Annotated in this window: 4 protein-coding genes; 1 reads left to right on the forward strand and 3 read right to left on the reverse strand. The window is 71.2% G+C overall.

Annotated elements, in window-relative coordinates; genetic code table 11:
* Positions 1–12 precede the first annotated feature (12 nt).
* Positions 13–3,075, reverse strand: coding sequence for a hypothetical protein (locus ACWCYO_RS17810; RefSeq protein WP_449784718.1), 3,063 nt, complete (start codon positions 3,073–3,075; stop codon positions 13–15).
* Between the two features lie 239 nt (positions 3,076–3,314).
* On the opposite strand from ACWCYO_RS17810, the gene ACWCYO_RS17815 reads away from it, so the two are divergent.
* Complete coding sequence (locus tag ACWCYO_RS17815; protein ID WP_449784719.1) at positions 3,315–4,844, forward strand: sigma-70 family RNA polymerase sigma factor; 1,530 nt, start codon at positions 3,315–3,317, stop codon at positions 4,842–4,844.
* A 22-nt stretch (positions 4,845–4,866) separates the two neighbouring features.
* Here the strand turns inward: ACWCYO_RS17815 and ACWCYO_RS17820 are convergent, their stop codons facing one another.
* Together ACWCYO_RS17820 and ACWCYO_RS17825 are read right to left on the reverse strand one after the other, a co-directional pair.
* The gene (locus tag ACWCYO_RS17820) at positions 4,867–7,083 is read right to left on the reverse strand and encodes a UvrD-helicase domain-containing protein (protein ID WP_270148476.1); all 2,217 of its coding nucleotides are present in this window, start codon (positions 7,081–7,083) and stop codon (positions 4,867–4,869) included.
* Positions 7,017–13,703: a DEAD/DEAH box helicase gene (locus tag ACWCYO_RS17825; RefSeq protein WP_449784720.1), complete on the reverse strand. Its 6,687-nt coding sequence runs from the start codon at positions 13,701–13,703 to the stop codon at positions 7,017–7,019. Before ACWCYO_RS17825 ends, ACWCYO_RS17820 begins: the two co-directional genes overlap by 67 nt.
* Positions 13,704–13,707: the final 4 nt, after the last annotated feature.

The raw sequence follows: 13,707 nt of genomic DNA on the forward strand, positions 1-13,707 counted from the left end.
CGAGGTGGTCGGTCAGAGTCGTCGGCCGGCGTGGTCGGCGGCGGCCAGGGCCTCGGCCAGGGCCAGGTCCACCACTGTCAAGGCGGGGGCGATGAAGGCCAGCGAGGTCCACAGGGGCCGGGCCTGCCGTTCGAGGCCGGCCGCCTGCCGGTCGCCCCATGCGGCGAGCCGGGCCACCAGTGCGAACCCGAGAGACAGCTGGGGCACCAGCATCCAGGATTCACCCGGTTCCCTCAGCGGCCCCGGACTGCGGGCCTCGAACGCGGCGGCTGGAGTGCCCGGCCCCTCGCCCCGGCCCTCGCGCAGCAGTCGGTCGACGGCCTCGACCCACTCGGCGAACTGCCCGTCACTGTCGTACCGGCTCAGGGGCCTGCGCACCCGGAATGCTTCCCAGGCGGCAGCGGCCCGGCTTTCGGAGTCGAGCACCGCCTGCGGCACCACCCCGAGACTCTGCCACAGAGCCTCCTGCTGCCGCGGCGGCAGCTCGTTGAGGAGGCGGGTCGTCGCGTCGAACCTGCCGGTCCGCCCGGCCGGGTCCGTGCCGCCGGACACGACGGCGGACAAGGACGGACCGCAGAAGGCACCAGCCTCCGCGATCGTCGCCTGCTCCAGCGGATACAGTTCGTCCGCCGGATAGGCTCCCAGGCCGGACAGGTACGGCAGGAGCGGGCTGCTGAGCAGGAGGGCGGCAAGCGGTGCGGTACGCCAGACCTTCAGCACCTCCTCGGGCTCCGCGACCTCGACCGCGCCGTGCGCCGACAGGCCGCTCGCGACCATCACGGGCGCCAGCTCGGTCGACCGCAGCCCTGCCTCGGCCGCGGCGACCAGCGACTCCTCGGGAGCGGCGGCAAGCACGGCGCAGCAGTCCCGCAGCACCTCTGCGCGGACACCCGTCTCCCGCAGGTCGCGGCTCCGGGCTGCGAGCAGCCACAGTCTGGGCAGCGCTCCCGCCTCCGAGGGCAGCGGGCCGAGTCCGGCCAGATAGGCGCTCGCCTCCCGGTCCGCCGTGATGCTCTGCTCGGGCACCCCGTGGCGCTGGCGCACGGTCAGCGTGGCGCCGTCACGAAGGCGAGGCCAGAAAGCGGGCTGGACCTCATCGGCCCGGTTCCCGGGATGCAGCCGGACAACGAGGGGACCTGCGGACCGCAGCGACGAAGGAAGCGAGATCCTGCCGTCCGCGCCGACCTCAGCCAGCAGGGGCGGCAGCCACGGTGCGTACCCGGCGTACACGGCGGCGGTGAGCACGCCGGGGTGTCGCAGACCGTGCAGGCGCAGTCCGGCCCCGTCGACGCCGACGCCTTCGGCAACGGGCTGCGTTCGGATCACGCCGACCTTGATCTCGTGTCCGGCCAGGCGGACGCGCAACTCCGCGTGTGGGCAGCCGCGCATGGTGTCGGCGAACACCATCAGCGGGTACCGCAGGTCGCCGCGGCGCGAGCGGACCCGCCGCTCAGGCGGCGTGCTCTGCAGCACCGCGCTGCCCTCCATCAGCAGGAGCTCCGGCTCCACCGCCGTCGCCTGCTCGGGCAGCCGCACCGTGAGGGCGCAGTCCGCCGCCAGCTCAGCAGCGTCAACGTCCACCGGCCGCAGGCTCCACGGGCCGGGCACACCCCCCTTCTCCAGCCGCAGCTCGGAGAAGGGCAGCGATGCGACGACTGGCAACCGCTGTCCGTCGGCGTGAATCGTCAGCGACCGCTCCGCGTCGAAGGCGCCCAGAAGGACGCGCCTTTGCGAGACGGTGACGGTCGGATCGGTGTGCAACTCGATCGTGGCGGGCACCAGCCCACCGCCGGAGGCGAGCAGCCGCCACTGAGCCGGTGCGTCGGCTCGCACGCCCTCGGCAAGCACTGCGGCGAGCCGCTGCCCGCCGGCCCGCGGGTTGTTGCGCACCACCACCTCGAAAGCGCCGAACAGCGGCCCGGGCACGGCGGCCCACGGGTCGACAAGGGCTCCCGGCGCGGCCTGGAACCGAACCACCACTCGCCCGGTCCTGGCGCGCACCACCTCGACCGACAGCCGTTCCTTGTTGGACTGGCCGGGCCGCTGCCGTAGCCGGAGCAGCGGCGGCACGTTCCAGATGGGCGCACCGCCGGGTTCACTGAGCCAGGGCACCTGCGCCCCGCCCTCCCAGCGCATCCGTCCGGTCGAAGTGACCTCCGTCCACGCGCTGGAAGGGGCCGTCCCGGCACGCAGTCGGCGGACACCGGCCAGGGAGGCGCGAGTCAGCGTCCAGCCGGCCCAGCCGAACGGCACGGGCAGCTCGGTGCCCGGCACCGTTGTGCCGTCCGCGTCCAGTTCTCCGACGTGCAGCAGGTAGACCACGGCGGAGGGCAGTGGCTCGTCCAGCGGCAGCCGTGCGCCCTGGTCGTCGAATGCCAGCAACACCGTCTCCGGGTCCACAACAGGAACTTCGTGGGTCCGGCCGTCGGGTGCCGTGGCCTGGATCCGGCGCAGCGGACGCGGCAGCGCCCAGACCGGAGGGACGGCCTCGACTGCCTCCCCGTCTGCGGACAGCCGCCAGCAGTGCTCGCTGGTCTCCCCACCGAGCAGCAGGTGCACGCTGGAGGCTTCGGAGCCCAGCCGAAGCTCCGGAGCGGGCAGCACCGGCCACGTCCGAACCGACGAGGCTTCGAAGGAGGGCTCAGCGGCGGAGTCCAACGCCGCGCTGACGTCCCGAATCTCCCACCCCAGGATCCGAGCGGCGCCTTCGGCGGCGGATCGCCATGCGGCAACCCGCTCCTGGTCGGACACGCGGTCGGCCGCAATGTCTTCGGTACCGAGCATCGCGACGGCGGCCTTCTCCGCCCGTGCGACGGCCTCAGCGAAGGACCGGCTGGAACCGGCCGGTGCGTTCCAGGCGAACACGGAGACCGTGCAGGCGGGCCAGCGCCGGTGGACCTCGTCGACCGCCACGTCGTGCCGCTCGCACAGCACGCGGTAGGCCGCCAGTGCTTCCAGGGCCAGGTCAAGCCGGCCCAGTTCGGCGCTCAGTGACTCCGGACCAGGCTTCGCGGTCCAGCATGCGCGCCAGACGCGTTCGCAGTCATCCAGCAGCCGTGCCGGATGAACCGGCATGCCCCACCCCTCTTACCTCGACTCACAGCGGGCCGCACCCAGCCTGTGTCTCATTTCTCTATCACAGTTCGAGCGCGAGTGATCCCCAATCGCACTGGTAGGTAAGGTTTGTGCGATCGACACGAGTTCAACTCATCTACCGTGCGAGGGATGTCCGTCGTCAGCGGTCGATGCAAGGCTGTACGAGTAGGCGTGACGTTCGCAATCGAAGGTGATCCATGGCAGTCCCAGTCCCGCACGTGAGATCGCTGGACGCGGACGTTCGTCGCGCGCTGGTCGAAGCCGCCGGCTCCAGCCGGATCCTGACCATGCCTGGCATACGGCCGGTGGTACAACGGTTCAGCGTCGGTCTCGAGGACCTGCTACGACTACTGGCCGAGGTCCGAACACAGGGTGTGGCAATTCCACCGGAGTTGGCCGGGAGCCTGCCCACGATCCGTACGCGGCCGTCCGGCGAGACCTTGCCGGCCGCCCACGCGCACGCGGAAGCCATGCCGCTGCCCGATCAGCGCCCGTGGCCGCGGTCCCCGGATCCCGAGGCCCCGACCCGGATCACCTTCCTCCTGACCTTGCCGCCGGGCGCTCGGCTCGACTACTCGGCGATGAGCCTCAAGGACCTTTCCCCGCACCTGGAACCGGCGTCTTCCGAGAAGGTGACCGCGGCCCCGGTCCATGAGCCCTCGACCGACCGTCCGGCTCCAGGGTCCCCGGTCCCTTCGAGGACATCGGCTTCGACCGTCACCGATCCGGCGGTGGTGGAAGAGCCGGAGGACGAACCGGACCTCGACGGGTCCGGTTCGCCTCGCAGTCTCGCGGACGAGCTGTTCAACCTCTACCAGCGCCAGATTTCCACGGCCCAGCTGCTGAACGCGAAGACCGAGCGGGACCTCGCCCAGCGGATCGAAGCCGGGTTGCTGGCTCATGAACTCCTGGAAGCCAACGGCCCCAAGATGCCGCCCAGGCTGCGCCGGGAGTTGAAACAGCTGATCGCACGGGGCACGGCAGCCTTCGAGCACTTCGTCACCGCCAACCTTCGGCTGGTCACCTCGATCGCATGGCGGCACCAGGGACGCGGACTCGACCTGCTGGACCTCGTGCAGGAGGGGAATCTCGGGCTGATCCGGGCTGTCCAGAAGTTCGACCACACGCAGGGGAACAGGTTCTCCACCTACGCCACGTGGTGGATCCGCCAGTCGATCAGTCGCGCGCTCGCCGACAGCGGCCGGACCATCCGGCTGCCCGTCCACCTCGTCGACAACCTGAATCAGATCAAAAGAGCCGTACGTGAGTTGGGCCTTGACAGCGCGAGCGCGGATCCGGAGGCAGTGGCCGCCCGTGTCGGCATCGCGCCCGATGAGGTGACGAGGCTCCTCCGTCACGACCGTCCTTGCGCCTCCACGGACGCCTTCCTCGCAGCCGACTGCGAGGACGTCCTGCTCGACCAAGTGGACCGCAGCGTGGTCGGACACCAGGAGGAGGCCTACCTGTGCGGTCTGACCCCCGAGGAGGTCGACGGCCTGCTCGGACAGCTCCCCGACCGCGAGGAGCATGTGCTGCGTCGCCGCTTCGGCTTCAGTGGGGAGCCCGCGACCCTTGAGGCGATCGGCAACGAGCTCGGAGTGACGCGGGAGCGAATCAGGCAGCTCGAAGGCAAAGGACTGACGAAGGTCGAGCACGCGCTGCTGGAGCGAAAGGGTGTCCTCCACCATCCCCTGCCGACCGAGGTGGAGAGCACGCCCAAACGCCGGGCCAGGAAGGCGCGTTCCTAGCCCGGCGTACCGGCTCGGCGGCTCAGCCTTCCTGGTGCCGACGCAGGAAACGGCTGGGATCGCCCGACCAGGTGATGGAGAGCTGCTCGCGGGCCCGGGTGGCCGAGACGAAGAGCAGCGAGCGCTCGCGGCGCACGTCCGAAGCGTTCTGCTGGCGGTCCTCGGAAGGCGGGGTGACCGCGTGCGCCTGCGGTACCTCGTCCTCGCCGACGCCGATGACGGCGACAGCCCGGTACTCCAGACCCTTGATCCGGTGCATCGTCATCACGTGCACGCCGGCGTCCGGCAGCGGCGTCTGCTGCCCCGTCACCTTCACGGCCGCCAGTCCCGAGTCCAGCAACGCCTTCAGAGCGGCGTCCGCCGTGGCGTGGGTGCGCGCCACGACCACCGTCTCGTGGGGCTCGATGCCTTCCGCCTGCCACTCCCGCACGCGCTCCACCAGTGCGGCGACTTCCGCGGCCTGCGTGGGGAACCCGGCCAGTTCGGGAGCGGCACCAGCCAGGACGGAGCGGTAGCCGCGCAGTTCCTCGCGTTGCCCGTCCAGATCGTCGAATTCCTCGGTTTCGAGCAGTCCGAGCGACGCGGCGAGGATCTGGCGGGTCGTGCGGTAGTTCAGAGTCAGCCGCTTGGAGCGACCCCGGACGTTGATGCCGTGAGCGCTCAGTGACGTGCGGTTGTCGTAGATGCGCTGGTGGGCATCGCCGACGATGAACAGATCGTCATCCTGCTCAACGACGAGCGCGCGCAGCAACTTCCAGTGCGCGGCATGCAGGTCCTGCGCCTCGTCCACGACGACATGCCGGTACGGCGCCTCCTCCTCCGACCAGCCCGACGCGATCCGCGCCGCCTGCGCGGCCAGCTGTATGACACCGGCCGCGCGGTCCCGGTCCAACCTCCGCTCGAACTCCTCGACCAGCGCCCACACCTGGGCACGTTCGGGGCGGTTGAGCCGCCGTCCCCGGCCCGCCCGGCTGGCCGCGAAGTACTCGTCCCGGCTGCGCACGTCCTGCGCGAGGACGACCTGCTTCCACTCCGCGTCCAGGAACCGGCCGTCCCAACGCTGCGGCTCCTGCTCCTGCGCCAGCTCCTTCCAGCGGCGCTGGATCTCGTTGTCGAGCAGAGGTGTCGGAGAGTTCGCGCCGAAACTGTCACGGACGATGCCGAAGGCGACCTTGTCGATGTTGCGCACGTCCACCTTGGCCAGCAGCGAGGGGCCGCCGAGGTCCTCCAACAGCGAGCGCAGCTGGTTGGCCAGGTTCGTGGTGAACGTGGTCAGCAGAATGGCCTGGCCCGGCGGCAGCCGCTCCGCCAGGGCCTTGACCCGGTGCAGTGCCACGACGGTCTTGCCGGTGCCGGGGCCACCGGTCACCCGGGCCGGGCCCCGGTACGGGGTGGCGCGCTCGGCGAGCGCGCGCTGCGCCGGGTGCAGGAAGATCCGCCATGCCGACAGCGGCTCGGACAGGATGCGTCCGAACGCCGCCACGTCTCCCGTGACGGTGAAGGCCTCCTTGGTCGCCGGCCGTTCGATGGCCGCCTCGTAGTCCTCGGTGTCGACCTCGTCCTCGGTGGCGGCGGCGGAACTGACCTGTTCCCAAACGTCCTCCACCGTCATCCCGTCGGCCAGGCACAGGATGACGTCCCGGGCCAGCTTGGGCAGGGTCTCCACGATGCCCAGCACGGCCTCGTCGCTGCGGATCTCCCGCAGCGCCGGCACGATCGATCCGTGCACCCCCAGACGCTCGAAGTCGGTGTCGGACACGCCCTGGAACAGTGCCGGCGCGGCCTGATCCGCGGCCTTGTCTTCGGCCGACCGGCCGCTGAGCGTGCCGTAGAGGCTGCCCAGGTTGATCAGCTCGATACCCCCCGTCACCTTGTTGATGTCGAAGAGGATGCCTTCCGCCAGTCCGTACGCGTCGTCGTGCGGGAGCACTGCCACGAGGTAGTAGATCCGGTCCGCGTAGTGCATGAGGACCGCTCGGTAGTTGTCCGTGACGCGCGCGGTGCGGACACGCTTGTCCCGGGCACCCTTCGGCGGCTTGAGGTTGAGCCCGTTGGCGTCCGGGTCGCGCTGCATCTTCATGATGAACTGCAGCACCTGTGCCTGGACTTGGCCGTCGAGGGCTTCGTAGTACTTACCGAAGACGTCCGCCATCACCACTTTTGCCGCAGCCATCAGCCCTTCTCCAACATGTCGACCAGTTCTGCCACATCCACCGCGCCCGCGTGCAGGACGCGCCACCCGTGCTGCTCGTAGACCTCGGGGCCGTGCCCACCCTCGGCCACGAAGACCGCGATCCGCTCGTCCCGCCAGGCCAGTTCGGCCACCACCGCGGCATCCCCCAACTCGAAGCCCACCTCGGGAACGCGGTTCGGAGCCCGCTGGGCGAGCTCTCGCAGCACCGACTCCAGCTCCGACGACGCCCACGAGACGGCCTCGGCCCATTCCGCCGGGAGCGGCGCGGCGGCACCCGAATCGGTCGGCAGGGCCGCGGTGAGCAGCGCCACCGTGTGCGGGTCCACCTGTTCGGCCGTCGAGAGTGCCAGCTGGTGGAACGAGCGCGGCAACTCCGTGCTGGGCGCGGGCTCGAGGAACTGGAGCAGGCAGGACCAGCGCAGCCAGTCCGCCCACCGGTCCCGATGCGCCTCCTCGGCGCACCCCTGCTTGCTGTCGTCAAGCAGTATCAGGGTGGACCAGGCCAGCATGCCGGGCCGCCGGGTCACCGGTTCGGGGCGGCGGTCCAGCAACCCGAGGATGCGAAGCCCCGAGGCCGTGCGCGCATCCACCGCGACGGCGTCCGTGGCATGCGCGGACGCCGTCGGCGCGGCGCCTGCCAGCACTCCGGTCAGCTCCGTGCCCATCTGCCGCCGGTCCACGAACGGACGCGGCGCGACCGCTCCGAAGCCTGCCAGCAGGCCCGCCGCCCGCCGTGCCCATTTCACGTCGTCGGGGTCGGCGAGGAACTCCAGCAGTGTCTCGACCGGGTTGCGCAGCGCCGGGTCGAGCGTGTCGTCCCGGCGGGGCTGTCCGACCAACTGCTGGTGCACCGAGCGGGCCAACGACAGGGCTCGCTCGGCGTGCAGGTCCCGCACGGCGGCCCGCGACCGCTGTCCGGCGGCGGCCCCTTCCACCGCCTGGACCCAGGACCGGACGTCGTCCCAGGTCAGCTGCCACACCCGGATGCCCTGGGCTCGCAGTGCCGCCCGCTTGACGGCATCGTCCGCGATCCGGTTGACCCGGGGCGAGGCGTGGAAGGCGTAGCCGTCCAGGAACACCGCTACCTGCGTGCCCGCGTCCGTGCGGCGCAGCAGGAAGTCCGGCTCGCACGGCACCGCCGTGTCCATCCGCACGTGGTCGCGCATCAGCCATCGGGTCGTGCCGCCGTCAGGACGGGTGAAGCGCAACTCGTGCTCGACCCCCTGCCGACCGGCCCGTACCGCCACCGATCCAGGCTCCTCGTCGCGGGATCCCCAGGCCAGCAGGGTACGCACGAACTGCGCCTCCAGCTCGCTGTCGGCCAGCTGGTCGATGCGCACCCCGGACAGGGTGTCCACAGGCTCCCAGCCCCAGTCCTGGAGGATCTCGTCGAGCAGTTCGCGCGCGACGCGCACGGACACGTGCGGGTGCTCACTGCTGGAGACGAACGGCAGCAGGCAACGGTGGCACGGAGAGCGCATCTCGTCCCTGCACGGGCACTCCCGCAGCACCTGCTGTGCCAGTGTCAGCACCCGGTGCATCACCTGTGGCCGGGCCAGGTGTTCGAGGTAGCCCGTGCCGCCGGGCATCGAGTCGTGCAGGACGAGGAAGCGGCGGCGCAGTTCGCGGCTGTCACCGGGCATGGAGTCCTCGACGACTCGGATGTGGTCGGGCTCTCCGCCGAAGTACCGAGTGACGCCCAGCAGCAGCGCTGCTTTGAACGACGTCATCCGGTCCGCCAGGTCCATCGTGGAGACCGGGAGCAGGATCCGCAGTGCCTGCGTGGTCAGCTCATGGGCGAGGAGCAGCCGTTCCACGGGTTCGTGCTCGATGCCGTCTTCGCGGTGCGAGCACCAGTGGGCGTGCCGGACTCCGATCCGCTGCGCCACCCGGTCCCACGCCTGTGGGTGCGTGCCACGCACGGCACCGCACTCCAGGCAGGTCTCGAAGCCGGACGTCCGCACTTCCTGCCCGGCGATCACGTGCTCGGGGCCCGGTGCCATCGACGGTCCCAGGTTGACGGTACGAATGGTCGCCACCCGGGCGAACTCGACGCCGAACGGCATCGCCTTCTCGCTGCCCGTGCGCCGCCAGGCCCGGAGCCCCTGCGGCTGCTTCCGGTCGATGTCGACGAGGGTGAGGACGTCGAACGCCTTGCGCTCGCGCTCGTCGCGCTCGTCGGTCAGCCGGGCGTCCTCGCGTCGTTCCCGGGCCAGCACCCGCTCCGGCACCAGCACCTTGTGCACTGCGCCGGGGTCGGCGATCTGCGTCGCCCCGCAGCGCGGGCACGACGCGAGGTCCGGGCCGGTCTCCTCGGTGGCGACGAAACCGCACTCTGGACAGAACCGCCACAGCGCGTACGGATCCTCACCACCGCCCACCGCCGGGCCGAGGTCCAGGCCGTCGACGACGAACTTGTAGCCGTCCGAGTGGAAGTAGTTGCCGGGGGCGAGCTCCGACAGCGCCAGCCGCGATCCGCGACCGTAGTCGGTCGTGGACTCCTCGAACTCGCCGTCGCTGTTGCGCCACCACAGCGTGGCCTCCAACACGGTCGCATCGTCATGGAGCGTGTAGTTGGGCAGCAGGCCCAGCCGCACCAGGGCGTTGAGCGAGTGCTCACCAACCAGGGTGTCCCGGCGACGGCGCACCGACTTCTGCTCGGCGTACAACTGCCGTCGCTGCCGATCCCGCTCCGGGTCGCCGGACGCCGTCGACAGGTCGTCGAAGGCTCGGCCGATCTGCCGCATCCGGGCTCGCAGCGCGGCCAGGCGCCGGTTCCAGGCGTTCGCGGCCACAGCCACGGCCTCCTCCAGACCGCCGGCCGCGAACTGCTGCACACTCTGCAGGGCCTCGCCGGACATGCCGGGGAAGAGCGCCGCGAACGCCGCTGCCAACTCGGTGTGCCGGACGCCCGCGACGTCCAGGAACCGCCGGAACCAGCCGTCCTCCGCCAGCCCGGCCCCGAACAGTTCGCCGATTCGCGGCGGCATCGGCCGCTCCGGCATGACCGTGCCCTGCCAGAGGCTGGCGTCTGCGGCGCGGTCGAGCAGGAACGCCAGGTACTGACGGCGCAGGATCTCCGATGCGTCCAGGTAGCAGTCCGGCGGGATGATCCGGCCGGCCAGCATCCGCTCCGGCGCGTGCAGGAAGTAGTGGTTGCGCGAGCCGCGCGGCACGAAGGTGACCGTCAGCGAGTTGCCGGTGCTACGCCCGGCCCGGCCGATCCGCTGTGCGTAGTTGGCCGGCGCGGGCGGCAGCGAGGCCAGCAGCACAGCGGACAGGTCGCCGATGTCGATGCCCAGCTCCAGCGTGGGCGTGCAGGTCAGTACGTTCGGATCGAATGGCGAGGCCCGGTGCTTGAACGCCTGCTCGACCTGCTCCCGCCGACGCCGCGACAGCGCGCCGGTGTGCTCGGCCGTCAGCACGTCACCGGGCCGGTCGACCGTGTAGAGATGCCGGTAGTAGTCCGTGCTGTAGTCACGGTCGTCCTGGATGAAGCGCCCGGGGCACTGGTACCGAAGGCACGGCGTCCCGAGCCAGTCCCGGCGGCGGTTCGGCGGGACGGTGTGCCGCCAGGTGCACGTGTCGCACCGCACCCCGCACGCATTCGCGTCCAGGTCCTCCGGGTGAGCGACGCCATCCGACTCGGCATCAGAGATCCGATGGACCAGGACGTTGCGCGGACGCAGCGCGTACACCGTCTCACCGGCCTCGCCGGGGTAGGTGGCCAGCACCTCCTGTTGTGCCAGCAACCTCATGGCCTGCTCCGCCAGCGCCCGTGCCTCGCGCAGCTCACAGCCCAGCACCCGGCGGCCCCAGTCCGCGAACCAGGTGCCCTCGCGGGTCAACGAGTCGAACTCCGTCGTGCGGCCGCCCCCTGCGACCGGGAACCTCGGCGCTGCCATTCCCCGCGGGAACGCCGGCATGCCCGTCGGCCGCCCTCCCCACACCGGCCAGCGTCGGGCCCCGCCCTGCGCGATGAACGCCGCGAGCCACGGGTGGTAGAGCGCGCCGCGTAACCGCAGACGCTCCACCAGACCCCGCAGGTAGACGGCGTACTCGGCTTCGTCGGGAGGCAGCGTGATCTGGCCGGGGATCCGCTGGTGCCGATCGCGCAACAGCGCGCACAGTCCGGGCAGATCCGGCAGCAGGACCTCCGCGGCCGCGGTACGGGTCAACTCCAGGGTGCGGCCCAGCCGTGAGCGCAGCCCGAACTCCAGCAGCGTCTGGAACACCATGCGCGCGTGCAGCATCTCGGCACCGGCTTCGCTGAACTCGCTCGAGGAGTCCAGCAGCGTGAGGATGTCCGGGTTCTCCCGGAGGTCGGGCGGCACGATGGCCGCCAGCTTGGCACGTGAGCCCCGCCCGGCCGCCGCGACCACGGCGTCCGCCGCGTTGGAGGCCAGATCGTGCACGGCCACGGGCTCGCCCACACGCAGTTGCTCGCTGAGCAGACCGCGGAAGGTGAAACCGAAACTGCGGTTGGCGATGAAGGCCGCCCGGTGCGTGGCGTCCTGCACGGAGTCGGTGAAGACCAACAGCTTGCGCTCGTCGCCGTGCAGGCCGCGGTCGGAGAACAGCTGGGTCGTGGCCACCGAAGCGAGCGTCGCCGTGCCCGCGCCCAGGAACCGCATGCCGTCGTCCAGGCCGCAGGCCGGGCAGGTGTCCCCCAGGCTCGCCGGCAGCGGCCCGAGCGGGGTGATCACCGCGACCGTCTCGTGCGTCGGGTTGGCCAGCAGCCGCTCCTCCTCCGCGTGCAGGTGCAGCAGCGGGCCCTCGCCGTCGCGTGCCCGCAGCATCCATCGCACCGCACGGTTGCCCTGAGCCGAGGCCCGGTAGATGTCCAGGGTGTTGGTCTTCAGCTGCTGCCACTCCAGCTCGGTCGACAGCGCCGCCCAGCCCGAACGCCCGCAGTGGCGGCAGTACACGGCCGGCAGATGCCGCCGGAACGGCGGACCCACCGGCCGGCGGGCCGCGATCGGCCCGGCCACGTCCGGATCGAGCCCGTCCGGCTCGCCCGCGCTGTCGATCTCGGATCGCTGGTACACCGCCAGGTTGGCGGGGTTCGGGGCGGTGTCGCCGGTCGGGCCGTCGTCGTCGAACCAGCGGAAGTGCGGCTCCGGCGTTGCGGACCGGATCACCCGGCGTACCTCACGCACCCACAGTTGTGCCTCCACCCGCAGGAACGGCACGGCCTTACCGGTCTTCGGGTGCCGGGTGCGAGCGTGCGAGATCAGTGCGAGCAGCCGCGCGAACGCCCGCTCCACCAGGCCCGGGTCGGTGCGCGCCGCCTCGTCCCAGGGTGCACCGCCGCCGCGCTTGGCGAACTCGCGGGCGATGTCCGGTACCGTCACGGGGGTCTCCCCCGCCACGTCGAGGATCGCCTTGACCAGGTTGTGCTGCCGCAGTCGGTCGGCCAGGGCGAACGGGTCGCGCGCATCGGGCAGCCCGAGGACGAGACGGGCGAACGCGTCCAGGCCCGAGGAGTCGTCCAAGGGGTCCGGGAGCGCGGCCAGTTCGGCGGGAGACGGGGTTGGCAGCGTGAAGTCCGGCTCGGTGACCACGTCGACGGAGCGCTGACGGTCCTCACCGATCAACGACGTCTCGGGGAAGGGCCGCCCGAAGACCTTGCCCGCGAACTCCAGCAGCAGTTCCCGGTCGGAACGATCGGCCGCACCTGGCACCTCGACCGCGTCGTCACCGTCCGGGGCCGTGCTGGCGACGGGGGCCGCGGCGGCCTCGCCCAGGACCGGGAGCGGGGCGCTGCTGCCGAGCGTGGCGGAGGTGGCGACGGGCGTGATGTCGCCCAGCGGCTGCCCCTCGCGCGCCGAAGCCGTGGCCGCGCCCAGGCGGCGCAGCAGCATCGCCACGTCCGTGCCCTGCGCTCCGTCGTAGGTGTGGAACTCGTCCAGCACGACGTACGTCAGCGAGCCCGATGTCCACAGGTGCACATCGGAGATGCGCTGGAGCAGCAGGTCCAGCATCTTGTAGTTGGTCAGCAGGATGTCCGGCGGGTCCGCCCGGATCTCCTCGCGTTCGGTGATCAGGCGGGTCACCGTCGGGTCACCGGCGAGTGAGGTCGCGCCGAAGTCGCGGGCATAGGAGGCCGGGTCGTCCTCGTCCTCGTCCGTGGCCGAGCGGGTACCGGACGCACCGCCGATGTAGATGCCGGCCGTCACGTCGCCCAACGCCGGCTCCGTGGCGAGCAGTTCGTCGATACGGCGCGCCTGGTCGTCAGCCAGCGCGTTCATGGGGTACAGCAGGAGCGCCTTGACACCCTTCTGACCCTCGGCCTTTGCCCGGGCGCAGTGGTCCAGGATCGGAACGAGGAACGACTCCGTCTTGCCGGAGCCGGTCCCGGTCGTCACGATCGTCGGCTCAGGTGCGTGCCCCGCTTTGGTGGACAGCCGCTGCCAGGCGGCGGCCTGGTGGGTGTACGGCGTGAAGCCCCGGGGCCACCAGTCCAGTAACCGCTGCCACCCCGGCTCCGCTTCCCGGAAGGGTGTCCGAACCCGCAGGTAAGGCCCGCGGAACAGGCGGCTCTCCGGCCGCTCCAGGAACACCTCAAGCTCTTCGCGCACGTCGTCGTCGCCGAGCGCGAAGCTCGTCGTCAGATAGGCGGCGAGGGCACGACGCAGGTCCTCGGCGGCCAGAGAGGGAAGCATGGTG

This window comes from Kitasatospora sp. NPDC001683 (genome assembly GCF_053596495.1).